This window comes from Sphingobium sp. AntQ-1 (assembly GCF_028538045.1).
In the GTDB taxonomy this organism is placed as follows: Bacteria; Pseudomonadota; Alphaproteobacteria; order Sphingomonadales; family Sphingomonadaceae; genus Sphingobium; species Sphingobium cupriresistens.
The window spans coordinates 352,501-374,711 of the sequence record NZ_CP117159.1 but is presented as its reverse complement, the minus strand read 5'-3'; the positions used below and the strand labels follow the sequence as shown (position 1 = coordinate 374,711).

The window sequence follows — 22,211 nt, the reverse complement described above, 5'->3', positions numbered from 1 at the left end:
GTTTCCGCCACGCGAGTTCCAAACACAATCGCGACCTGTGAAGGCCAGTGATTCATGCGGAGTGTCACGCGTTTCGGATCGATCGATCACACCATCTGCTCGTTCTCTTGCAAGTTCCAGCCCCAACTCAGCACGGTAGCGTTAGCTGTACTCCCCGTGCAGCGATGAGCTCTATGCCGCGACCCCTAGTGCAGGCACTGCAGATCGGGATTTGTAGGGTTCGCCTGTCATCATCATTTTCCAGGCAATACGGGCGACCTTGTTCGCCAGCGCCACAGCGACAAGCTTGGGCGGCTTGCGCTTGAGCAACTCCATGAGCCAGGAAGATGCATTTTTACTTCGCCCCATCCGCACCTGTCGGAGGAGAGCGGTTGCACCCTGTATCAAGGTACTTCGCAAGGCCTCGTCACCGGCGCGGGTGATGACGCCAAGTCTGGTCTTCCCGGCTGTCGAATGATCTCTGGGTGTCAGGCCAAGCCACGCGGCAAAATCGCGGCCAGATCCAAACAGTTCAGGCGCCGGCGTCTTCATCATCAAAAGCGAAGCTCCGATTGGACCAACGCCCGGTATTTGCGCAAGGCGACGACTGCATTCGTCAGCACGGTGCCATGTCATCAGCCGGCTCTCAACCCTTTCGATTTCCTTCTGTAACTGCGCATATTCGTGGGCGTGAAGTGCGAACAGATCGCGCGCCATTTCCGGCAGCGTCTCATCCGTCGCGATCCGGTCGAGCAATGGCGTGATATGCCGCATCCCTTTGGCAGCCGTCAGTCCCAATTCGGCCGCGTAACCACGGATCGCATTGGTCAGCTGCGTGCGATTGCGAACCAAGCGGTCCCGCGTACCGACCAACATCAGTGCCGCTTGCTGCTCGGCAGTCTTCACCGGCACGCAGCGCATCGTCGGGCGGCTCATCGCTTCGCACAACGCCTCGGCATCGGCGGCGTCATTCTTGCCACGCTTTACATATGGTTTCACATATTGCGGCGGCAGCATCTTCACCTCATGCCCCAACGATTGCAGCTCCCGCGCCCAGTGATGCGAGCCGCCGCACGCTTCGATTGCCACTACCGTCGGCGGCAGTTTACCGAAAAACTCGACCATCTCTTTGCGCCGAAGCTTCTTGCGCAATACCGGCTCCTCGGCCGCATTCACGCCATGCAGCTGAAAGACATGCTTTGACGTATCCATTCCAACTCGGATAAACTGTTCCACGGACGGCCTCCTCGGTTGAGATCTACAACGACCTCATTCTGGCACACTTTGATGCCGTTCGGGGGTCGTCCACCCCAACACACATTTTCCTCAAAAACCTAGATGACTATGCCGCCTTCAACACGGTCTACGCCACATATTTTCCGGGTGACAAACCCGCGCGCTACTGTGTCAAATGCGAACTGGTGAAACCCGACTGTCTGGTCGAGATCGCCTCGGTCGCGCATCTTGGCTGAGGCGGCAGGGCTTTACTATGAAACACACGGGAGCGCGAATGCGCCCGCTCTGATCCTGTCCAGCGGACTGGGTGGCTCGGCGCGCTATTGGACGCCCAACCTGGCGGCCTTGGCAGAACATTTCCACATCATCGCTTACGATCATCGCGGCACCGGCCGCAGCGACCGCATCCTTCCCGACACCACATCGGTCGAGGACATGGCTGGCGACGTGATCCTGCTGATGGATGCTCTCCGCATCGCGCGCGCGCATTGCATCGGCCATGCGCTGGGCGGGGCCATCGGCATCCAAACCGCCATCTGCACGGGACGGATCGACCGACTGGTCGTCATCAACGGCTGGCGGTCGCTTTCGCCGCATACGCGGCGCTGTTTCGACGCACGCCTCGCGCTGCTGCATGGCGCAGGCGAGCAAGCCTTTCTGGAAGCGCAGCCGCTTTTCCTGTATCCGCCAGACTGGATCGCCGCCCATGACGACGAACTGACGGCAGACCTAGACTACCATATCGCAGCATTTCCCGGCGTCGAGACGACCGCCAAGCGCATCGCCGCCGTCCAGGCCTATGCGCCCGATCCGGCGGCGCTGGCGGCGTTTGAACAGTTGCTCGTCATTGCCACCCGCGACGACTTTCTCGTGCCTTTCGCCACCGCCCTCGATCTCGCGGAGCCGGTCGCCCACGCGGCTGTCGCCACGTTCGAATGGGGCGGTCATGCCTGCAACGTGACCGATCCCGGCCATTTTAACCGCATCGCTCTCGAATTTCTCAGGAGTTGAAATCCATGCAGGTCGGCGTTTTCATTCCCATCAACAATAATGGCTGGCTGATCAGCGAGAACGCCCCGCAATATATGCCGAGCTTTGATCTCAACAAGGAGATCGCCCAGCGCGCCGAGAAATATGGGATGGATTTCCTGCTCTCGATGATTAAATTGCGCGGCTTCGGCGGCAAGACGCAGTTTTGGGAATATGGGCTTGAAAGCTTCACCCTGATGGCCGGGCTTGCGGCGGTGACGGAAAAGATCAAGATCTTCGCCACCTGCCCCACGCTGATCATTCCGCCCGCCTTCGCCGCACGCATGTGCAACACCATCGACAGCATCAGCCATGGCCGGTTCGGGCTTAATCTGATTACCGGGTGGCAACCGCCCGAATATACACAAATGGGCCTTTGGCCGGGCGACGAGCATTTTCGCAACCGCTACGACGTGCTCGATGAATATGCACGCATATTGCGCGAATTGTGGAAAACCGGCCGCTCCGACTTCAACGGCCAATATTATCAGATGGACGACTGTCTCGTCCGCCCCCAACCGCAAGCGGACATGAAGATCATCTGCGCAGGTTCGTCCGATGCGGGACTCGCCTTCTCGGCCAAGTGGGCGGATTATGCCTTCTGCCTTGGCAAGGGCGTCAATACGCCGACCGCTTTCGCCTTCAACAACGATCGCTTGGCCCACTTCACCGCAGAGACGGGTCGCGACGTTTCAGTCTTCGTGCTGGTTATGGTGATCGCCGCCGAAACCGATGAAGAAGCCATGGCTAAATGGCAAAGCTACAATGACGGCGTCGATGTCGACGCTATCGCCTGGCTGGCTGATCAGGGCGCCAAGGACACTGTGAACAGCGACACAAACGTGCGCCAACTCGCGGCGCCCGAAGGAGCGGTCAACATCAACATGGGTACACTGGTCGGCAGCTACGAAAGCGTGGCGCATATGCTCGACAAGATGGCGCAAGTGCCGAATACCGGGGGCGTGCTGCTGACCTTTGACGATTTTCTCGAAGGGGTGGAAGCATTCGGCACCCGCATCCAACCGCTGATGAAGAGCCGTCCCGCAATGCCATGAAAGCGGCTTGACCGATATTGGGAAAGATAGGGATTGGACGGACCGTCCTTTGGTGACGATGATCCTTCCACCTATGCCGTCGGCGATGGCGTTACGCAGTTGCTGACGAAACCGATGTCCGCCGATCGCGCATGATGATATTGCAGTATTGCGCGCACGATAGGCAGATCGACGAGCGGCATCGGCGCGCTGATATTGTTATCGCGGGATGGCGCGGACTGTCTGCCGATCGCCGCGCTCTGTCCCAATCTGCTGCGCACGATCACCGATCGGGGCCCCCTGCTGACGATGCCGCAGCCCTTTCCGCCAAGTTGGAGGCAGACGGCGGCGAGAGCCTTGACCGCTCCTCGCCCCGCTGCCGCGCGTCCTTTCGGAACGGCGGACGTATCGCCATGCACCATCTGGACTTCCACACCGCCGGTTTCGAACCGCGGCGTAGAATCCGGCTATCCGTTCGGCATTTCATCCCAGTTTATGTTAGCGCTAACTACAAGCGTGGCGCACCAAAGCGCGGCGATTGAAGGAGAGATTGATCATGTTCCACCGGACCCTGCGCCTGTCTGCGCTTATGCCCGCGATACTGTCTATCTCGCTGTTCGCAGCACCGGCCCAAACCGCGCCGGCCCAAACCGCGCCGGCGCCGTTCGAACGCTTACCTATGCGGGGAAGTGGGCCGAGAAGATCATGGTCAAGCCCGGCGAATATCGCAACCCGATCCTGACCGGCTATTATCCCGACCCGTCGGTTACGCGCGTGGGCGACGACTATTATCTCGTCAATTCGTCCTTCGCCCATTATCCGGGCCTGCCGATCTTCCGCTCGAGGGATCTGGTCAACTGGACCCAGATCGCCAACGCGATTGACCGGCCGGAACAGTTGGATTTCAAAGGCCGCCGCATCTCTCAAGCCGTGTTCGCGCCGCATATCAGCTATCACGATGGCCTCTTCTACATCGTCAACACCTGCGTCGACTGTAAGGGCAATTTCGTCATCACCGCCAAAGACCCGGCCGGCCCTGGTCCGACCCGATCTGGTTGCCGTTCGAAGGGATCGACCCGTCCAGCCCAAACCCACTGTACCCAGCAGCGGCGACTTCGCCTATGTCGAGGAATTTGACGGCACTAAGCTGCCGATGGAATGGATCGGCATCCGTACGCCGCAAAAGCCCTTCTATCATCTCGCGGGCGGCGCGCTGGCGCTGGACAGCGGCGCGCGCCTTGGCGACCTGAACGGCGTTCCCGCCTTCATCGGGCGGCGGCAACAGCATAGCAACGCCACCTTCTCCACGACGCTACGCTACACGCCGGCCAGAGAGGGCGACCGCGCCGGCCTCGCCGCCGTGCAGAGCGACCGCAGCAACCTGTTCTTCGGGCTCACCCGGATCGCGGGCAAGCCAGTGGTCGCCCTCTACACCCGCGACGCCGCCGATACCGACGGGTTGGTCGCCTGCGCGCCTGTCGTCGACAGCGGCCCTGTAACCCTGACCATCCGCGTGACCGGCGGGACGATCGGCTTCGACTATGGGGTGGGCGGCAGCACGAAGACGCTCAAGGACGATATCGACGCCACGCTGCTCAGTACGAAGAAGGCAGGTGGCTTCGTGGGCACGGTCATCGGCCTCTATCACTATAGTCCGGCCCGTTGACGAGCGACGCCATGATCCGCACCGCCGCTATCGACACGTTGCATGACAGGGATTGCGCGCGATTTATGATAGCGCTATCTTTCGATTTCATAAATGAATGTCGCACAATCGGAGAGGACAGCCATGCTCATGCCATTGCGAAAACTGGCGCCGCTCGCGCTTGCCACGACCTTGCTCGCAACCGCGTGCCAGCCATCGGCGCAGCCGGAAAACAAGGTGCAGGAATCCAGCGACAGCGGCGGCGACGCTTCCGACTATCTGTCTCAACCCTTGGTGAAAGACATATATACCGCCGACCCGTCCGCGCATGTGTGGAACGGCAAAATCTACGTCTATCCCAGCCATGATATCGACGGCCCGACGCCCGAAGACGATCTGGGCGCGCATTTCGAGATGCGCGACTATCGCATCCTGTCGATGGACAAGATCGGTGGGCCGGTAACGGTCGGACCGGTAGCCCTGGACGTCAAAGATGTGCCCTGGGCCGACAAGCAGATGTGGGCGCCCGATGCCGCATACAAGAATGGCACCTATTATCTCTACTTCCCGGCTAAGGATAAGGAGGGCGCTTTCCGCATCGGCGTGGCGACGTCGAAGAACCCGATGGGTCCATTCAAGGCGCAGCCCCAGCCAATCAAGGGCAGCTATTCGATCGACCCGGCCGTCTTCACCGACGATGATGGGCAGAGCTATGTCTATTTCGGCGGCATCTGGGGCGGGCAACTTCAACGCAATGTCGATGGCACATATGACGCCAATGGGTCGAAGACCGATTTGGGCCAGGACGACAAGCCCGCACTGGCGCCGCGCGTCGCCAAACTGACAGGCGACATGCTGGAATTCACCGAAACGCCCAAGGCGGTGCAGATCATGGACGAGAAGGGCAAGCCGTTGCTGGGCGGCGATCATGATCGCCGCTTCTTCGAGGCGTCCTGGATGCATAAATATATGGGTAAATACTATTTCAGCTACTCGACTGGCGACACCCATTATCTGGCCTATGCGATCGGCGATTCACCCTATGGCCCGTTCACATACAAGGGGCGCATCCTCGAGCCGGTCGAAGGATGGACGACGCATCATTCAATCGTCGAATGGAATGGCCGCTGGTGGCTATTCTATGCCGATACGCAGCTGTCAGGGCAGACCCGCCTTCGCAATGTCAAAGTGACGGAGTTGCGCTATAATCCAGACGGCACCATCCAGACGATCAATCCGCTCGTCGCGAAAAGTGGTAAAGACAGCGCAGCCCCATGAGGCACGCGAGGCGTGGGGCAGGCCAGGACGAACCGATTATCTGCCGCGCCTTCCATATCCAACTTCACGACATACACGCCATGATGAGACAGGATGAAGAGGGTGCGTCGATCCGGCCCGCCGAACGGTATCTGCAAGGGACGTTCGGGCAAATCGATGCGGCCGATTTCCTTGCCAGTGGCAGCGTAGACGAAGACCTGGCCGTTGGCGACATAGACACGCTCGCCTGGCCGCCCCTGAATGAAGCCATAGCTGTCGAGCGAGTCCGAGAAGCGCAGGCCGCGATGGTCCGCCGGCCCTTGCGCGAGAACCCGCCAGGCGGGCAGGACCACGCTGCCGTCGGATGGCACATAATCCCGCGCGTCGCGCCGTGCCATATCGCGGGCGAACATCTCGACGAGGGTGGTGAACTGATAGGTGGCGGGGTCGATCTGATCCTTGAACTCGCCATTATTCCACCAGTTGACCGATAGCACAGTGGCCGCGCCATCATGGGTAGCGGTGGGCGTCGCCGGAATGACGGCGATGTCGCTGGCGGGGATCCGATGTGGAAATCGACAGGGCTGACGAAGCTATGCTGGGCGGAATGGAAACGGATCGCCGTGGCGGCGGGGTTGCCGTCCATGACGCGGAAATCGATATTGCCGAGCGCGGTGTAGAAGGTGCCGGGATTGGCGTAAAAATGGATCACGCCTCCGATTGATAGCTATGTGTTTGGTTGAGCTTAAGCGATCGATTGGTTGTCGCCAGCACCCTCTGATCTCTCGCCTTTCGCCACCCTCAACAAAGCATAGCCCAGCAAGCCCGCCAGCAGCGATCCTGCGACAATGCCGATCTTGGCCTCTGCCTGAAGAAGCAGATCGTTAGAAAAGGCGAGAAGCGTAATGAACAGACTCATCGTAAAGCCGATGCCACAGAGCAGCGCGGTACCCGCAAGTTGCAGGCGGCTGGCATGGGCGGGCATGTCGGCGATTCCCAATCGAATCGCAATCATGGACGTGCCGAACACCCCGATGACTTTTCCGACCAACAACCCAAGTCCCACGCCGATCGTGACCGGCGCGGTGAAAGCTTCTGGCTGGAGGCCCAATATCGGAACGCCGGCATTGGCCAGGCCGAATATCGGCACAATCAGGAATCCGACAGGCAAATGCAGCCAATGTTCGAGACGATGGAGCGGACTATGCTCATCGGCGTCCGGCTTGCCTGGGGTTCCTTGCAGCGGAATGGCAAAGGCCAGTATCACGCCCGCCAGAGTGGCATGGATGCCCGACCGCAGCACGAAAATCCACAGCACGGCTCCAATGAGCAGATAGGGCGCAAGGCGGCGCACGCCGCTCCGGTTGAGCGCAAACAGAAGCAAGGTGATAACCGCCGCCGCGCCAAGATCGAACAAAGAGATTTGCGCCGTATAGAAAAAGGCGATGATCACGACAGCGCCCAGATCGTCAATGATCGCGAGCGCTGTGAGGAAGACTCGCAGAGATATGGGGACGCGGTTGCCCAGAAGCGCGATGACGCCAAGCGCAAAGGCAATGTCCGTTGCGGCAGGGATCGCCCAGCCGCGGGCTGTAGCGCCACTGTTGAAAGCAAGATAGACAAGCGCTGGCACGGCCATGCCCCCCGCCGCGGCGATGCCCGGCAAGATCCGGCGCGGCCAGGAAGAAAGCTGGCCGTCCATGATTTCGCGCTTGATCTCCAGCCCGACGAGCAGAAAGAAGATGGCCATAAGGCCATCATTCACCCAATGATGAAAGGATAGCGGTCCGACCATGCTGTGAAGCACATGCTCGTAATCCGCTGCCGCAGGCGAATTGGCGACGACCATGGCGATGACGGCGGCACCCATTAGCACCAGTCCGGCGGAGGCCTGACCTTCGAGAAACTGACGCAGGGCGCTGAGTGGCTTGGCGCGCGATAAGGCCATCAGGGAAACTCCGGGCAAGGGACGTCGCACGCTGGCGGCCCGACCAACGACACAAACCTGCCCGCCTGCATCATGGCGAACACCCGACGGGCGCTATGCCAAGCCCGATGCGCCTGCGCAACCCGGCGCATCGCCAAATATCAATCCGGCTCGATGCGATCAATGCGACCACCATCGAGCAGTGGCGCGGCATCGATACTTTGCGCGTCCATCAACATGGCCAGCCGTTCCGTCGCAGCCAAAATCATCGCCCGTTCCCATGCAGGCAGCGCATCGAACCGATCGGTAAAGCGCTTTTGAAGCGGGTCCGGCGCCTCGGCCAGCGCCCTGACCCCCTCTGGCAGCAGGCTGAGGCGAAATTGGCGTTTGTCCGTTTCGCTGCGCTGGCGCTGTACGAAGCCCAGGGCGACAAGGCGATCGACGATTGCCGTAATCGTCGCCTGGCTGAACTGCACAGCGTGAGCGATAGTCGATGGCGTCGTCAATCCACGCACGTCGATCTCACGTAATACCAGCATTTGAGAAGGCGTCAGCCCGGTTGTGGCGGCGAGTTGACGGCTACCGATTTCGGTGGCCCGCAGAACGCGTCGTAACGCCCGAAGAGTGAGGGAGGAAATTTCAGAGTCCATAGCTTTTCGCCATAGCTGGAAAGCGGCTTTGGAACCAACCGTCTCAGGACATCGGCCATAATCCTTCATACAATGAAATATAATTTCGTAGGCCGGGTTGAAATTTTCGAGGCATCCGGGCATATAGCGGCCCATCTCGCCGGGATGCATCAGCCATCCTGAGCAAAATATAATTCGGGAGATAAACAATCTTTGATTCCCAAGCTACAGCGGCCGCCGAGCCGCCACGGGCTTCTGCGTGTTCGCAAGAGAACAAGGGGCAGGACATTGACCTTCGAAAGCCCCGCCCGACCGACGGGCCGGCCATCAGCGGACTGATCGCGGCTTGCCCGCCGCTCGATACCAATTCGGCCTATTGCAATCTGCTACAATGCACGGACTTCGCCGATAGCTGCATCGTCGCTGAGCGAGGCGGCGAAATGGTGGGCTGGGTGTCGGGTTATCGCCCACCCGCTGCGTCCGACAAATTCTTCGTCTGGCAAGTGGCGGTGTCATCCGCCGCGCGGGGCCAGCGCCTTGCCGGTCGTATGATCGAAGCTTTGCTGGCGCGACCACAACAGGCCGGCGTCACCCATCTGACGACGACCATAACACAAGATAATCACGCATCCTGGGGCCTGTTCGAAGGGTTGGCCCGGCGATGGGGCGCGTCCATCGACAAGAGCGCACGCTTTGAGCGCAATCGCCATTTTGCCGGCGCTCACGCCACCGAGTGGCAGACATGCATCGGCCCGCTGCAGACGCCGGCCCATTCCTAAGAGGGATCAACCACTATGACCATCGACATCTATCCCAAGGCGACCGCCTCCATCCCCGACACCGCCATCTATGAACGGCGCGAGTCCGCCGTGCGCAGTTATGCGCGCGCCATGCCGCGCCAGTTCAACCAGGCGCAAGGCGTGTGGATGCATGACAATCAGGGCGGTCGTTATCTCGACTTCCTGTCGGGCTGTTCCACCCTCAATTATGGCCATAATCATCCGGTCCTGAAAAACGCATTGGTCGATTATATCGTCAACGATGGCATCACCCATGGGCTTGATCTCCATACCGACGCCAAGGCGGACTTCCTCGCCGCGCTGGAGGATGTGATCCTTACGCCCCGCGACCTCGACTATCGCGCCATGTTCACCGGACCGACCGGCACCAATGCTGTCGAGGCTGCGATCAAGCTGGCGCGCAAGATCACGGGGCGCGAACTGGTGATCGCCTTCACCAACGGCTTTCATGGGATGACGCTGGGCGCGCTGGCCTGCACCGGCAACGCCGCCAAACGCGGTGGCGCCGGCGTGCCTTTGAACCATGTCAGCCATGAACCCTATGATGGCTATCATGGTCCCGACGTGGACACCGCCGAACAGTTGGAGCGTCGCCTTTCGGACCCGTCGAGCGGCCTCGACGCGCCGGCGGCCATTCTGGTGGAGACGGTGCAGGGCGAAGGTGGTCTCAATGCCGCATCGCCCCGATGGCTACGCCAGATCGCCGACATCGCAAAGCGCCACGGCGCGTTGATGATCATCGATGATATTCAGGCGGGCTGCGGTCGCACCGGCAATTTCTTCAGCTTCGAAGGCATGGGTTTTACGCCCGATATCGTCACCATGGCCAAATCGCTGTCGGGCATGGGCCTGCCCTTTGCGCTGACCCTGTTCCGCCCCGAACTCGACCAATGGTCGCCCGGCGAGCATAACGGCACCTTTCGCGGCAACAACCACGCCTTCGTCACTGCGACTGCGACGCTCCGGCATTTCTGGAGCGACGGCAATTTTCAGCAGGATATCGCCCGTCGCGGCGCGTTGCTGGAGCGCCGGCTCGCAGCGATGGCGACTGAACATGGCCTGTCCATTCGTGGGCGCGGCATGATGCGCGGTATTGATGTCGGATCGGGCGAGATCGCGCAAACCATCACCGCCGCTTGCTTTGCGCAGGGACTCATCATCGAAACCAGCGGCGCGCATGACGAAATCGTCAAGGTGTTGGCACCCCTCGTGATCGACGATTCGGTCCTGTCGGCCGGCCTCGACATTCTTGAGCAAAGCGTCCGCTCGGCCTTGGCCGTCACCTATGGCGTCGCCGCAGAATAAAGGAGATACGACAAATGATCGTTCGCAAACTTCAGGATATCCGCAAGTCCGACCGCAACGTGAAGTCCGAAGGCTGGGAGAGCGCCCGCCTGTTGCTCAAGGACGACAATATGGGCTTCTCCTTCCACGTCACCACCATGTACGCTGGCAAGGAACTGCACATGCATTATCAGAATCATCTGGAAGCGGTGCTGGTGCTTAAGGGCAAGGGCACGATTGAGGATCTGGGCAGCGGTGTCACGCATCGTTTGGCGCCCGGCGTCATGTACGCGCTTGACGCTCATGACCAGCATATCGTGCGGCCGGAAACCGACATCCTGTGCGTCTGCACCTTCAACCCGCCGGTGACCGGCAAGGAAGTACATGATGAGACGGGCGCCTATCCCGCCGACACAAGTGCGCCGCGCGAACACGCGCTGGCCGACTGATGTTATGCGATTGCCCAGGCCTCAGATGAATCCATCTGATTAGAAATCGCATTAAACCATCTATCACCTGAAAAGGGGGAGTCCCATGAAAGACCTCTACCCATCCCGCCACGATAGCGTGGCGGAATTTTTACCGCGCCTTGATCCCGTAGTCCATAGCGATTGGCATCAGGACTCGCCTATCACGCGCGAACAGGCGGAACGCTTCGAGCGTGACGGCTATTTGATGCTGGAAGACATGTTTTCCGACAATGAAGTCATGTTCCTACAGAACGAGGCAGGCAAGCTGCTGGGCGATCCCGATGCGTTGGAAGCCGAAACGGTGATCGCCGAGCCAGGCAGCAAGGAAGTCCGGTCCATCTTCCGTATTCATGCCCAGAGCCGCGTGATCGCGCGCCTGGCAGCCGACCGGCGACTAGCCGGGGTCGCCCGCTTCCTGCTGGACGACGATGTTTACATACACCAGTCGCGCCTCAACTATAAACCGGGATTCCAGGGCAAGGAATTCTATTGGCACAGCGATTTCGAGACATGGCATGTCGAGGACGGGATGCCGCGAATGCGGGCATTATCCATGTCGGTCCTGCTGGCGGACAACACGCCGCATAATGGCCCGCTGATGCTGATTCCCGGATCGCATCGCCAATATCTGACCTGCGTGGGCGAAACACCGCAGGACCATTATCGCCAGTCGCTCAAAAAGCAGGAATATGGCGTTCCCGACGAGGACAGCCTGGCGGAACTGGCGCATCGTCACGGCATCGTGGCGCCGACAGGCAAGCCAGGATCGGTCGTGATCTTCGATTGCAACATCATGCACGGATCGAATGGCAACATCACGCCGTTCCCGCGCGCCAACGCTTTTCTGGTCTATAACGCGGTGTCGAACCGGCTGATCGCGCCCTTCGGCGTAGACAGGCCGCGCCCCGCTTTCATAGCAGCGCGCGGCGAGCCGGATGTCATCACGCCGGTCAGCGGGCCGCTGATGGAGGAAGCATTGGCATGAGCAACTTTCATAGCGTCGAAAAGATCGGCGGCACCTCCATGGCCGCGACCGCTACATTATTCGACAATGTGCTGATCGGCGGGCGCAAGGATGCAGACCTATATAATCGCATCTTCGTGGTGTCGGCCTATGCCGGCATGACCGACCTGCTGCTGGAGCATAAGAAAAGCGGCGAGCCGGGCGTTTATGCGCGCTTCGTCGCCGATGAGGATGCCGATGGCTGGCGCGAGGCGATAGAAATGGTGCGCGGCGCCATGCAGGATCGCAATAGGGCCATGTTCGTGCGGGCTGACCGGCTGGCGGAGGCGAACGCCTTTGTCGACATGCGCATAGACGCCGTCGCCGCCTGCCTCGATGATCTGGCGCGGCTGCGCAGCCATGGCCGGTTCTGCGTCAAGGAACAGCTGGTCACGGTGCGCGAGTTGCTCGCGGGTCTTGGCGAAGCGCACAGCGCGCATTCGACCGCGCTGTTGCTGCGCGATCGCGGCGTCAACGCCCAATTTGTCGATCTCACCTTGTGGGACCAGCAGGACATGCGGGAACTGGACGATCGCATCGTGCAGGCCTTCGCATCCATCGATCTTGGTAACACCCTGCCGATCGTCACCGGCTATGCGGGGTGCAGCGAAGGGATGGTGCGTCGCTATGCGCGCGGCTATTCTGAAATGACATTTTCCCGCATCGCCGTCTTGACCGGCGCATCCGAGGCGATCATTCACAAGGAGTTTCACCTGTCGAGCGCTGATCCGCGCCTCGTCGGCGCCGATAAGGCGCGTAAGATCGGCCGCACCAATTACGATGTGGCGGACCAGTTAGCGAACCTTGGGATGGAGGCTATCCACCCCGGCGCGGGCAGAGGGCTGCGTCAGACCGACATTCCGCTGCGTGTGCGCAACACCTTCGACAGGGAGGATGGCGGGACGCTGATCTGCGGCGATTACGTCTCCGACATGCCGCGCGTTGAGATCGTGACGGGAGTGCGCCACGCGCAGGCGCTGCAGTTTTTCGAGCAGGATATGGTTGGAGTTAAGGGTTATGACGCCGCCATTCTGGAGGCGCTGACCCGTCATGGCGCATGGATCGTCAGTAAGGCGTCCAACGCCAACACCATCACCCATTATCTGTCGGCCGATGCCGCGACGGTGAAGCGGGTGATCGCCGACCTTCAGGGGCGCTATCCCGATGCGGCCATATCGGCCCAACCGATCGCGATCGTGTCGGTCATCGGCAGCGATATATCACGACCAGGGCTTATGCCCGATGCGTTTCAGGCTCTGGCGGCCGCACATGTGCCGATCATCGCGATGCAGCATCAGATTCGCAACGTCGATGTGCAATTCATCGTCGATATCAACCATTTTGATCGCGCAGTGCGCGCGCTTCACCGCGCGTTGATAGAGGGCGGAGTTGACGCCACGGAGGATCGGCGCGCGGCCTGAACCACGTTCCATCATCATCCATGTTCGCCGCAATCCATCCTGTTCGCAGCCTGCTGCTCGCCATCTTCATGTTGATGGCGGGCAGCGGCTTCCTGTCCACGCTGATAAGCCTTCGGCTCGAACGGGCAGGGGCGGGCACCATGGCGATCGGCGCCGTCGCCACCGCCTATTTCGGGGGGCTGGTGATCGGCGCCCTGCGCGCTGGCGGCATCGTGCGCCAGGTCGGGCATATCCGCGCCTTCGCCGCCTTCGTATCCCTATTGTCCGCCAGCACGCTCGCCTATGCGCTGGTTCGGTTTCCGCTGTTCTGGGCCTGTCTCCGGTTCGTCGATGGCATCTGTGTGGCGGGCGTGTTCATCTGTCTTGAAAGCTGGCTCAATGACCGGTCCGAAGCGCATACGCGCGGCAGCGTGCTGGCCGCCTACATGGTGGCGCTCTATTCGGGGCAGGCGGTCGGACAATTGCTGCTGGCGGCGAGCGGCGCGCAGCCGACTGCGCCGTTTCAATTGGCTTCCCTTCTCATTTCCTTGGCCATCATTCCGCTGTGTCTGACCCGCAGCGCTGCGCCGACGCCCATGGAGGCGCCGGCCTTCTCAATCCGCACCCTCTACGCCGCGTCCCCCCTTGGCACCTTTGGCGCTGTGACGACGGGGCTGATGCTGGGCGCCTTCTACGGTATGGCTGCGGTCCATGTCCGGCGACTGGGGCTGGATCTAGGCGCGACCGCCAGCTTCATGATGGTCGTGATCCTGGGCGGGGTGGCTCTGCAATGGCCGCTCGGTCGCTTGTCCGACCGTCTTGATCGACGGCGCGTAATCGTGGGTTGCTTCGCTGCGACGCTCACCTTGTGCATGTTGTTGGCGATGCCGGTGTCGCGCGGGCCGCAATTGCTGGGGCTTGGCGCGCTGTTCGGCGGCCTCAGCTTTGCCCTCTATCCCCTGTGCGTCGCCCATTGCAACGATCGGCTGCTGACGACGGAGCGGATCGCGGCAAGCGGACGGTTGGTGCTGCTCTATGCCGTCGGCGCAGCGATCGGTCCATTGGGCGCGGCGTTAATGATGAGCATTGCGCCCGGCGGCGGCATGTTCTTCTTCATCGCCCTATGCGCCGGAGCCACAGTTGTTTTCGGTCTATGGCGCCAGACGGCCACCCCTCCAGCGCCCGATCAACAGGATTTTCAGATCGTTCCGCGCACCACTCCGGTGGCATCGCTGCTCGACCCTAATACCGCAGATGGACATTTGTCATGATCGCTTCCGCCAAAATCCTGTCAGCCCCGGAGGCCGAAGCCGATAGAGCCATGGCCGACAGGGCCACTTTGCGGCGCGCCATCACAGCTTCTGCGCTGGGCAATGCAACCGAATGGTTTGACTATGGCATATATGCCTATGGTGTAACCTATATCTCGGCAGCGCTTTTCCCCGGCAATGTGGATGACGCTGTGTTGTTTGCACTGGCGACCTTCGCCATTTCCTTCATTGTGCGACCATTGGGCGGGCTGTTTTGGGGACCGATGGGGGATCGGTTGGGGCGCAAGTCGGTCTTGGCCCTCACCATCTTGCTGATGTCGGGGGCTACCCTCGCGGTCGGACTGATTCCTTCCTATGCGCAGATAGGCTGGGGCGCGCCCGCGATGCTGATCGCGCTGCGTATGGTGCAGGGATTTTCGACCGGTGGCGAATATGGCGGCGCAGCGACATTTATGGCCGAATATGCGCCAGACGACCGGCGCGGTTTCTATGGCAGCTTCCTGGAATTCGGAACGCTGGCCGGCTTTTCGTTCGGTGCCGTGCTGATGCTCGGCTTCTCACTCCTGCTGGGCGACGCGGTGATGCATGACTGGGGCTGGCGGATTCCGTTTCTGGTGGCCGCGCCCATGGGCCTGATCGGCATGTATCTGCGTTCGAAAATGGAGGACACGCCGGTCTTTCGCGAACAGGCCGCCGATGGTAGCGGTTCGCCAGCGCTCAAAACACTGGTGCGCGAACACTGGCGACCGATGATGGTTGTCAGTGGCTTGGTGGTGGCGCTCAATGTCGTCAACTATACGCTGCTCAGCTATATGCCGACCTATTTGCAGCGGCGTATCGGCCTGTCTTCCGATGAAGCGCTGCTCGTGCCGATCATCGGTATGCTTTTCATGATGCTCTTTTTGCCTTTTGCAGGTCATCTGTCAGACCGGATCGGCCGTCGCCCGATGTGGCGGCTATCGTTCGTCGGCCTGCTACTGGCGGTGGTTCCGCTCTACATGCTGATGGCGACGGGACTTGTCGGAGCGATTTTAGGGTTCGTGTTGCTTGGACTGCTCTATGTCCCGCAACTGGCGACCATTTCTGCGACTTTTCCGGCCCTTTTCCCCACACCGGTTCGATTTGCGGGCTTTGCGATCGCCTATAATATGTCGACTTCGATATTTGGCGGGACAGCCCCTGCTATCAGTAGCAGTCTGATCGGCGCAACCGGCGATGAATTGATGCCGGCCTTCTACATGATGCTCGCCTGTCTCGTGGGCCTCGTCGCGCTTCGGTTCATGCCTGAGACGGCCGGGCGGTCGCTTCGTGAGAATGTCTTTAGGAGGGCCAACACATGAGCCGATCTCTTTCTGACAGGGGTCGAAAAAGGGCAAAAGTCGGCCTTTAACCAAGGCGACAGGGCTGGCCTATTGATCGTGACGGATTGTGGGGCTGGATGAAGGCGAAAGCATTTCTGATCCAGCCCGCTTCGCTTGGGACCAGCCAAAGCCTATTCTGATTAGCAGATCGATTTGAGGAAAGCCCAACCTCAGTCGAGCAGGCCCTAGCGATCGCGACGCATCCAGCCCGCGCTGAACATCGCAAGCGCGGCCAACAGCGCAGGCACCGCCGCAGCATGTGGATCGGCGTGCAAAAAGGACCCCGTTAGCGGGGTGATCGGCGTCTAAAAGGGACCCCTCATTTCGATGGTTTAAGCAGCCGGCTGGATTTTCAGGCGGCGAGATCGGGATGTTGGTTTTGGAGACAGTTTTACGGATCCGGCGCGAGTATGCCGGAGGCAAGGCGATCAAGGCGATCGCACGGGATCTGCATGTGTCGCGGAAGGTCATCCGCAAAGCGGTCCGAGCGCCGGAGGGCGCCTTTGATTATCAGCGCAAGGTTCAGCCGCTGCCCAGGATCGGTCCGTTTCAGGAGCGCCTGAACACGCTGCTGGAAGAGAACGAGCTGCGCGGCAGGCGTGACCGGCTGCGGATGACGCGGATCCATGACCTGCTGGTGCGCGAAGGCTTTGAGGGTTCTTACGATGCGGTGCGGCGCTATACGACGCGCTGGAAGATCGAGCGGCGCAAAGATGCCGGCGATGGTGTCACGGCCTTCATCCCGCTGATGTTCAGGCCAGGCGAGGCCTACCAGTTCGACTGGAGCCATGAAGATGTTGAGATCGCCGGGGCACCGATGCGGGTGAAGGTCGCGCATATGCGACTGTGTGCCTCACGCGCGGTCTATGTCCGGGCTTATCCTCGTGAGAGCCAGGAGATGCTGTTCGACGCGCATGCGCGCGGCTTTGCTTTCTTCGGCGGCGTGCCAGGGCGCGGCATCTACGATAATATGAAGACGGCTGTGACGAGCGTGTTCACCGGCAAGGAACGCGTCTTCAACCGGCGGTTCCTGATCATGACCGACCATTATATGGTCGAGCCCACGGCCTGCTCGCCTGCGGCGGGATGGGAGAAGGGTCAGGTCGAGAACCAGGTGCAGACGATCCGGGGTCGCTTCTTCCAGCCCCGGTTGCGGTTCGCCAGTCTCGAAGAGCTCAATGGCTGGCTGGAGGCCGAGTGTCGGCGCTGGGCGGAACGGCAGCCCCATCCCGAACAGGGAGAGCTGACCGTGGCGCAGATGCTGGAGATCGAACGATCTGCGCTGCAGCCGATGCTGGGACCGTTCGACGGCTTCAATGAGAGCGAGCATGCTGTGACCGGCACCTGCCTGATCAGCTTCGACCGCAATCGCTACTCGGTGCTATCGACGGTGGCACGACGCACGGTGCAGGTCCGCGCCTATGCCGATCGCATCGTCGTTCGCTGCGGCGAAGAGGTTGTCGCTGAACATCCTCGCTACTTTGGGCGCAACCGCACGATCTATGACCCCTGGCATTATCTGCCAGTGCTGGCCCGCAAGCCTGGCGCGCTGCGGAACGGTGCCCCCTTCCAGGACTGGGATCTGCCACCGGCGCTTGCCCGCCTGCGCCGCAAGCTGGGTAATGGCGACGATGCCGATCGCCGGTTCGTCCGTGTGTTGTCGGCCGTACTGACCGATGGCCTGGAGCCTGTCGAAGCCGCTGTGCGTGAGGCACTGGCGACGGGCACGGCAAGCGACGACCTGATCCTCAACATCCTGGCACGACGCCGGGAACCGCCGCGTCCTCTGACGATCATCACCTCCGAGGATAGCGCTCTGCGCCATCCCCCGATCGCCGACTGTGCCCGTTACGACCAGCTGAGGACCTTCGATGCAGCGGCATGATATGATCGAGGCCATGCGCGGGCTTGGACTCAAGGGCATGGCGGGCGCGTTCGACGATGCCGTCACCACCGGCCTTCAGCGCCAGCGCACCACCATGGAGATACTGACCGATCTCCTGCGAGCGGAGGCGACGCATCGTCATGCCGCGTCGATCCGATACCGGATGGCCGCTGCCAGGCTGCCAGTCGTAAAGGACATCGATGCCTTCCGGTTCGAGGGTACCCCGATCAACGAGGGGCTTGTGCGTTCATTGCACAGCGGCGCGTTCCTGCCCGCACGGCGCAATATCGTCCTGGTCGGCGGCACAGGCACAGGAAAGACCCATCTGGCCATCGCCATCACCGCCAATGTAGTGCGCTCCGGCGCCCGAGGCCGCTACTTCAACACGGTCGATCTGGTGACCCGCCTCGAAGAGGAGGCCAGGATCGGCAAGAGTGGCGCTCTCGCCGCCCAGCTATCCCGCCTCGATCTGATCGTGCTCGATGAACTGGGCTATCTGCCGTTCGCCCGATCAGGCGGCCAGCTGCTGTTCCACCTGATCAGCAAACTCTATGAGCAGACCAGCGTCATCATCACCACCAACCTCGCCTTTGGCGAGTGGCCCACCGTGTTCGGCGATCCCAAGATGACCACCGCGCTCCTCGACCGCGTCACCCATCATTGCGACATCGTCGAGACCGGCAATGACAGCTGGCGCTTCAAAAACCGCAGCTGATCCCCCCCAGCACCGATCAATTAGAAGATGTTTTGCGCTGCGCGCGCCTCCGGTCGGGCTACGCCCTCCCTACGCCGCGCGCAGCGCAAGGAAGCCCGTCACATCAACGCTCCGCCATCCTGACAGGGGGTCCCTTTTGCGCGCCGATAAGGGGTCCCGTTTGCACGCCGATTGACAGCTTTGGCTATGACGTCGTGCGGCGCTTCTCCAGCGAAGGCGAACCGGTCCACGGCGAGCGGAGTATCAATGCCGCCGAAGCTGAAGTCATTTGCCAGGTTTTCCGACAGTTCGCCAACGGGCTCAGCCCCCACGCAATCGCCTGCCGTCTGAATGATTCCGGGATTTCAGCCCCAACGGGCAAGCTGTGGACATCAACCACGATCCGCGGCCACGCCAAGCGCGGCACAGGCCTCCTCAACAACGAGCTTTATATCGGCAAACTTGTCTGGAACCGGCTGCGCTATCTGAAGAACCCGCAAACCGGCAAGCGGGTCTCCCGCATCAATCCCAAATCCGAATGGATTGTGACCGAGGTTCCTGACCTGCGGATCGTGGATGAAGAACTCTGGCAGGCTGTGAAGGCAAGGCAGGAGAATATCGCGATCCAATATGCCGACGTCATCGAGGCAACGCGCTCTGCCCATACAGCTCTTAATCGAACGCATCGCCCCAAAAGCCTTCTCTCAGGCCTGGTCTATTGCGGCTGCTGCGGCGGTCCTTATTCCCTTCGCGGGCAGGGGCGGTTTGCCTGTTCGAACCATGGTGATACGAAAAGCTGCTCGAACAGCCACAGCATCACACGCGACAAGCTGGAAGCGCGCGTCCTTGATGGTCTGCGCGATCGCATGATGACCCCCGAGGTCGCGGCAGAGGCCATTCGGACCTATGTCGAGGAGAATAATCGCATTAACCACCAGCGCCGCGCGTCAGAAAGTGCCGATCGAACCGACCTGCAGAAAGTCGTCAAGGCCATCAAGGGTCTCGTGACACTCGCAAAGGCAGGCAAGGGCACGCGCGCGCTGGTCGATGAGCTTTTGGAATTGGAAGCCCAGGAGGATGCGATCCGCGCTCGTTTGGCTGCGGCCCCTGCTGACGTGCCGGACATCCATCCCAACATCTCCGAGATTTATCGGCGCAAAGTCGAGCGATTGACGCACGCACTATCGCAGCCGGAGGAGCGCCAGGAAGCCGCCGATGCGTTGCGGGCGCTGATCGAGCGCATCGAGCTTACGCCCGGCGCGAAGCGTGGTGAGGTCAACGCCATGCTCCATGGCGAGTTTGGCAGAATCCTGGAGTGGATCGAACAGCGTCGAGTGGCGCAGAATGCACAAAGCCCCGGCGCTTTGGCGTCGGGGCTTTGTGGAATGTCGGTTTCGTTGGTTGCGGGAGCAGGATTTGAACCTGCGACCTTCAGGTTATGAGCCTGACGAGCTACCGGGCTGCTCCATCCCGCGTCACCAACATGGGCTGCGTTTTGCAGCCTGCGAAGCATTTTTGCTTGTCATCCCGCTTTTGCGGTCTGACGGCGGGCTGCTTCATCCCGCGTCACCAACGGTAAAAGGGCGACCTTTTGGGTCGCCCTTTTATGAGACTTATGAATGGGTTTTATGTTTGTCCGATATATGCGCGAGCTTCAATGCCTGGCGACGCCCTACTCTTCCAGTGCTTGAGCAATAGTACCATCGGCGCAGACTGGTTTCACGGCCGAGTTCGGGATGGGATCGGGTGGGTCACAGACGCTATGGTCACCAAGCAATGAAGCTGGCGCATATATGGGTTTTTGATCGATGCCGTGCACATGAGTATTTGCTTGCCAAACACGGCAACAGCCGCGTTTGGTGTATGTTTTGTAAGCGTATATCTGGGCTGGCTTAACAACCTGCGATCGCCGAGCTTTGCTGTTTCCAGCATTGTCGTTGATGGTGGGACTCTGCGGTTCACAAGTGAACCGTTTAAGCGCGAATAGGACAATTAGTATCGGTTAGCTTCATGCGTTACCGCACTTCCACATCCGATCTATCAAGGTCGTGGTCTTCGACCGTCCTGAGAAATCTTATCTTGAGGGAGGCTTCCCGCTTAGATGCTTTCAGCGGTTATCCCGTCCATACATAGCTACCCAGCTGCGCTCCTGGCGGAACGACTGGTACACCAGAGGTATGTTCAACCCGGTCCTCTCGTACTAGGGTCAACTCCTCTCAAATTTCGACGCCCACGGCAGATAGGGACCAAACTGTCTCGCGACGTTCTGAACCCAGCTCACGTACCACTTTAATTGGCGAACAGCCAAACCCTTGGGACCTGCTCCAGCCCCAGGATGTGATGAGCCGACATCGAGGTGCCAAACGATTCCGTCGATATGAGCTCTTGGGAATCATCAGCCTGTTATCCCCGGCGTACCTTTTATCCGTTGAGCGATGGCCCTTCCACGAGGGACCACCGGATCACTATGACCGACTTTCGTCTCTGCTCGACTTGTCAGTCTCGCAGTCAGGCGGGCTTATGCCATTGCACTCTAACAGACGGTTTCCAACCGTCCTGAGCCCACCATCGCGCGCCTCCGTTACTCTTTAGGAGGCGACCGCCCCAGTCAAACTACCCACCACAGAGGGTCCCTGTACCGGATAACGGTACGAGGTTAGACATCAGAAAACAGCAGGGTGGTATTTCACCTATGGCTCCACATCAACTGGCGTCGATGCTTCAAAGCCTCCCACCTATGCTACACAGCTCTTTCCTAATGCCACTCTGAAGTTGCAGTAAAGGTGCACGGGGTCTTTCCGTCTAACCGCGGGTACTCCGCATCTTCACGGAGAATTCAATTTCGCTGAGCATATCCTGGAGACAGTGGGGAAGTCGTTACGCCATTCGTGCAGGTCGGAACTTACCCGACAAGGAATTTCGCTACCTTAGGACCGTTATAGTTACGGCCGCCGTTTACCTGGGCTTCAATTCAGAGCTTGCACTCCTCCTCTTAACCTTCAGGCACCGGGCAGGCGTCAGGCCCTATACGTCGTCTTGAAGCCGACTTAGCAGAGCCCTGTGTTTTTGCTAAACAGTCGCTACCCCCTGGCCTGTGCCCCCCACAAGAGCTTGCGCTTATGTGGGGCCTCCTTCTTCCGAAGGTACGGAGGCAATTTGCCGAGTTCCTTCAGGATACTTCTCTCAAACGCCTTGGTATACTCTACCATTCCACCTGTGTCGGTTTAGGGTACGGTCTATACGGAGGGGCTATTTCCTGGGACAACTTCACAGCCTGGAGCAATCCAATAAGCCCAGACCATTTACG

General features: G+C 60.2%; 19 protein-coding genes, 1 tRNA gene, 2 rRNA genes and 3 pseudogenes (1 of these 25 running past the window's edge). 17 read left to right on the top strand and 8 right to left on the bottom strand.

Features of this window, described 5'->3' with window-relative positions; all coding sequences use genetic code 11:
- Positions 1 to 171 precede the first annotated feature (171 nt).
- The gene (locus sphantq_RS20585; RefSeq protein ID WP_272798613.1) at positions 172 to 1,215 is read right to left on the bottom strand and encodes an IS110 family transposase; all 1,044 of its coding nucleotides are present in this window, start codon (positions 1,213 to 1,215) and stop codon (positions 172 to 174) included.
- Positions 1,216 to 1,295: 80 nt separating this feature from the next.
- Between sphantq_RS20585 and sphantq_RS20580 the strand changes: the two are divergent.
- From sphantq_RS20580 to sphantq_RS20560, 6 genes and pseudogenes are all read left to right on the top strand, one after another.
- Positions 1,296 to 1,451 (top strand): annotated as a pseudogene (locus sphantq_RS20580) (Rid family hydrolase); the annotation flags it as partial.
- Positions 1,444 to 2,226, top strand: coding sequence for a pyrimidine utilization protein D (gene rutD / locus sphantq_RS20575; protein WP_272800285.1), 783 nt, complete (start codon positions 1,444 to 1,446; stop codon positions 2,224 to 2,226). The pseudogene sphantq_RS20580 and the gene rutD, both read left to right, overlap by 8 nt.
- Positions 2,227 to 2,231: 5 nt before the next feature.
- Positions 2,232 to 3,299, top strand: a complete 1,068-nt coding sequence (gene rutA / locus sphantq_RS20570) for a pyrimidine utilization protein A (RefSeq protein WP_129927498.1) — start codon at positions 2,232 to 2,234, stop codon at positions 3,297 to 3,299.
- Between the two features lie 495 nt (positions 3,300 to 3,794).
- The gene (locus sphantq_RS24435) at positions 3,795 to 4,415 is read left to right on the top strand and encodes a family 43 glycosylhydrolase (RefSeq protein WP_443021568.1); all 621 of its coding nucleotides are present in this window, start codon (positions 3,795 to 3,797) and stop codon (positions 4,413 to 4,415) included.
- 16 nt (positions 4,416 to 4,431) lie between these two features.
- Complete coding sequence (locus tag sphantq_RS24430) at positions 4,432 to 4,944, top strand: hypothetical protein (protein WP_443021567.1); 513 nt, start codon at positions 4,432 to 4,434, stop codon at positions 4,942 to 4,944.
- A gap of 123 nt (positions 4,945 to 5,067) precedes the next feature.
- The gene (locus tag sphantq_RS20560) at positions 5,068 to 6,201 is read left to right on the top strand and encodes a glycoside hydrolase family 43 protein (protein ID WP_272800284.1); all 1,134 of its coding nucleotides are present in this window, start codon (positions 5,068 to 5,070) and stop codon (positions 6,199 to 6,201) included.
- On the opposite strand, the pseudogene sphantq_RS20555 reads toward sphantq_RS20560, so the two are convergent.
- Positions 6,126 to 6,740 (bottom strand): annotated as a pseudogene (locus sphantq_RS20555) (SMP-30/gluconolactonase/LRE family protein); the annotation flags it as partial. The gene sphantq_RS20560 and the pseudogene sphantq_RS20555 sit on opposite strands and share 76 nt — an antisense overlap.
- 8 nt (positions 6,741 to 6,748) lie before the next feature.
- On the opposite strand from sphantq_RS20555, the gene sphantq_RS20550 reads away from it, so the two are divergent.
- Complete coding sequence (locus sphantq_RS20550; protein WP_165363678.1) at positions 6,749 to 6,904, top strand: hypothetical protein; 156 nt, start codon at positions 6,749 to 6,751, stop codon at positions 6,902 to 6,904.
- A gap of 21 nt (positions 6,905 to 6,925) precedes the next feature.
- On the opposite strand, the gene nhaA is transcribed toward sphantq_RS20550, so the two are convergent.
- Together nhaA and sphantq_RS20540 are read right to left on the bottom strand one after the other, a co-directional pair.
- Entirely contained in the window at positions 6,926 to 8,128 is a 1,203-nt protein-coding gene (gene nhaA, locus sphantq_RS20545; RefSeq protein ID WP_272800283.1) for a Na+/H+ antiporter NhaA, read from the bottom strand.
- Between the two features lie 140 nt (positions 8,129 to 8,268).
- Positions 8,269 to 8,757: a MarR family winged helix-turn-helix transcriptional regulator gene (locus sphantq_RS20540; protein WP_272800567.1), complete on the bottom strand. Its 489-nt coding sequence runs from the start codon at positions 8,755 to 8,757 to the stop codon at positions 8,269 to 8,271.
- A 314-nt stretch (positions 8,758 to 9,071) separates the two neighbouring features.
- Between sphantq_RS20540 and ectA the strand changes: the two genes are divergently transcribed.
- The 10 genes and pseudogenes from ectA to sphantq_RS20490 form a co-directional block, all read left to right on the top strand.
- Positions 9,072 to 9,515, top strand: a complete 444-nt coding sequence (ectA, locus tag sphantq_RS20535) for a diaminobutyrate acetyltransferase (RefSeq protein WP_336314458.1) — start codon at positions 9,072 to 9,074, stop codon at positions 9,513 to 9,515.
- A 15-nt stretch (positions 9,516 to 9,530) separates the two neighbouring features.
- Positions 9,531 to 10,841, top strand: coding sequence for a diaminobutyrate--2-oxoglutarate transaminase (ectB, locus tag sphantq_RS20530; protein WP_272800282.1), 1,311 nt, complete (start codon positions 9,531 to 9,533; stop codon positions 10,839 to 10,841).
- 14 nt (positions 10,842 to 10,855) lie between these two features.
- A complete protein-coding gene (locus sphantq_RS20525) occupies positions 10,856 to 11,269 on the top strand; it encodes an ectoine synthase (protein WP_272800281.1) in 414 nt (137 codons plus the stop codon).
- An 85-nt stretch (positions 11,270 to 11,354) separates the two neighbouring features.
- Entirely contained in the window at positions 11,355 to 12,275 is a 921-nt protein-coding gene (thpD, locus tag sphantq_RS20520; RefSeq protein WP_272800280.1) for an ectoine hydroxylase, read from the top strand.
- A complete protein-coding gene (locus tag sphantq_RS20515; RefSeq protein WP_129927682.1) occupies positions 12,272 to 13,714 on the top strand; it encodes an aspartate kinase in 1,443 nt (480 codons plus the stop codon). Before thpD ends, sphantq_RS20515 begins: the two co-directional genes overlap by 4 nt.
- A gap of 20 nt (positions 13,715 to 13,734) precedes the next feature.
- On the top strand, positions 13,735 to 14,964 hold the full coding sequence (locus tag sphantq_RS20510) for an MFS transporter (RefSeq protein WP_066608615.1): 1,230 nt from the start codon (positions 13,735 to 13,737) through the stop codon (positions 14,962 to 14,964).
- The gene (locus sphantq_RS20505) at positions 14,961 to 16,304 is read left to right on the top strand and encodes an MFS transporter (protein ID WP_272800561.1); all 1,344 of its coding nucleotides are present in this window, start codon (positions 14,961 to 14,963) and stop codon (positions 16,302 to 16,304) included. The genes sphantq_RS20510 and sphantq_RS20505 overlap by 4 nt, the downstream gene beginning before the upstream one ends.
- Positions 16,305 to 16,695: 391 nt before the next feature.
- A complete protein-coding gene (gene istA, locus sphantq_RS20500) occupies positions 16,696 to 18,210 on the top strand; it encodes an IS21 family transposase (protein ID WP_125999130.1) in 1,515 nt (504 codons plus the stop codon).
- The gene (gene istB / locus sphantq_RS20495; RefSeq protein ID WP_272798407.1) at positions 18,197 to 18,925 is read left to right on the top strand and encodes an IS21-like element helper ATPase IstB; all 729 of its coding nucleotides are present in this window, start codon (positions 18,197 to 18,199) and stop codon (positions 18,923 to 18,925) included. Before istA ends, istB begins: the two co-directional genes overlap by 14 nt.
- Positions 18,926 to 19,119: 194 nt before the next feature.
- Positions 19,120 to 19,704: pseudogene (locus sphantq_RS20490) on the top strand (recombinase family protein); the annotation flags it as partial.
- A gap of 381 nt (positions 19,705 to 20,085) precedes the next feature.
- Here the strand turns inward: sphantq_RS20490 and sphantq_RS20485 are convergent.
- From sphantq_RS20485 to sphantq_RS20470, 4 genes are all read right to left on the bottom strand, one after another.
- Positions 20,086 to 20,256, bottom strand: a complete 171-nt coding sequence (locus sphantq_RS20485; protein WP_272800560.1) for a hypothetical protein — start codon at positions 20,254 to 20,256, stop codon at positions 20,086 to 20,088.
- 46 nt (positions 20,257 to 20,302) lie between these two features.
- Positions 20,303 to 20,379 (bottom strand) — tRNA-Met (locus sphantq_RS20480).
- Positions 20,380 to 20,563: 184 nt separating this feature from the next.
- Positions 20,564 to 20,678: ribosomal RNA gene (gene rrf, locus sphantq_RS20475) — 5S ribosomal RNA — on the bottom strand.
- 199 nt (positions 20,679 to 20,877) lie between these two features.
- Positions 20,878 to 22,211: ribosomal RNA gene (locus sphantq_RS20470) — 23S ribosomal RNA — on the bottom strand (it continues 1,473 nt past the right edge of the window).

Bases quoted from the DNA above. Each gene is read 5' to 3' on its own strand.
- sphantq_RS20525 (WP_272800281.1), top strand. From the start codon at position 10,856: ATGATCGTTCGCAAACTTCAGGATATCCGCAAGTCCGACCGCAACGTG.
- sphantq_RS20560 (WP_272800284.1), top strand. From the start codon at position 5,068: ATGCTCATGCCATTGCGAAAACTGGCGCCGCTCGCGCTTGCCACGACC.
- sphantq_RS24430 (WP_443021567.1), top strand. From the start codon at position 4,432: ATGGAATGGATCGGCATCCGTACGCCGCAAAAGCCCTTCTATCATCTC.
- sphantq_RS20510 (WP_066608615.1), top strand. From the start codon at position 13,735: ATGTTCGCCGCAATCCATCCTGTTCGCAGCCTGCTGCTCGCCATCTTC.
- sphantq_RS20505 (WP_272800561.1), top strand. From the start codon at position 14,961: ATGATCGCTTCCGCCAAAATCCTGTCAGCCCCGGAGGCCGAAGCCGAT.
- istB (WP_272798407.1), top strand. From the start codon at position 18,197: ATGCAGCGGCATGATATGATCGAGGCCATGCGCGGGCTTGGACTCAAG.
- sphantq_RS20515 (WP_129927682.1), top strand. From the start codon at position 12,272: ATGAGCAACTTTCATAGCGTCGAAAAGATCGGCGGCACCTCCATGGCC.
- rutA (WP_129927498.1), top strand. From the start codon at position 2,232: ATGCAGGTCGGCGTTTTCATTCCCATCAACAATAATGGCTGGCTGATC.
- ectB (WP_272800282.1), top strand. From the start codon at position 9,531: ATGACCATCGACATCTATCCCAAGGCGACCGCCTCCATCCCCGACACC.
- sphantq_RS20540 (WP_272800567.1), bottom strand. From the start codon at position 8,757: ATGGACTCTGAAATTTCCTCCCTCACTCTTCGGGCGTTACGACGCGTT.
- istA (WP_125999130.1), top strand. From the start codon at position 16,696: ATGTTGGTTTTGGAGACAGTTTTACGGATCCGGCGCGAGTATGCCGGA.
- thpD (WP_272800280.1), top strand. From the start codon at position 11,355: ATGAAAGACCTCTACCCATCCCGCCACGATAGCGTGGCGGAATTTTTA.
- nhaA (WP_272800283.1), bottom strand. From the start codon at position 8,128: ATGGCCTTATCGCGCGCCAAGCCACTCAGCGCCCTGCGTCAGTTTCTC.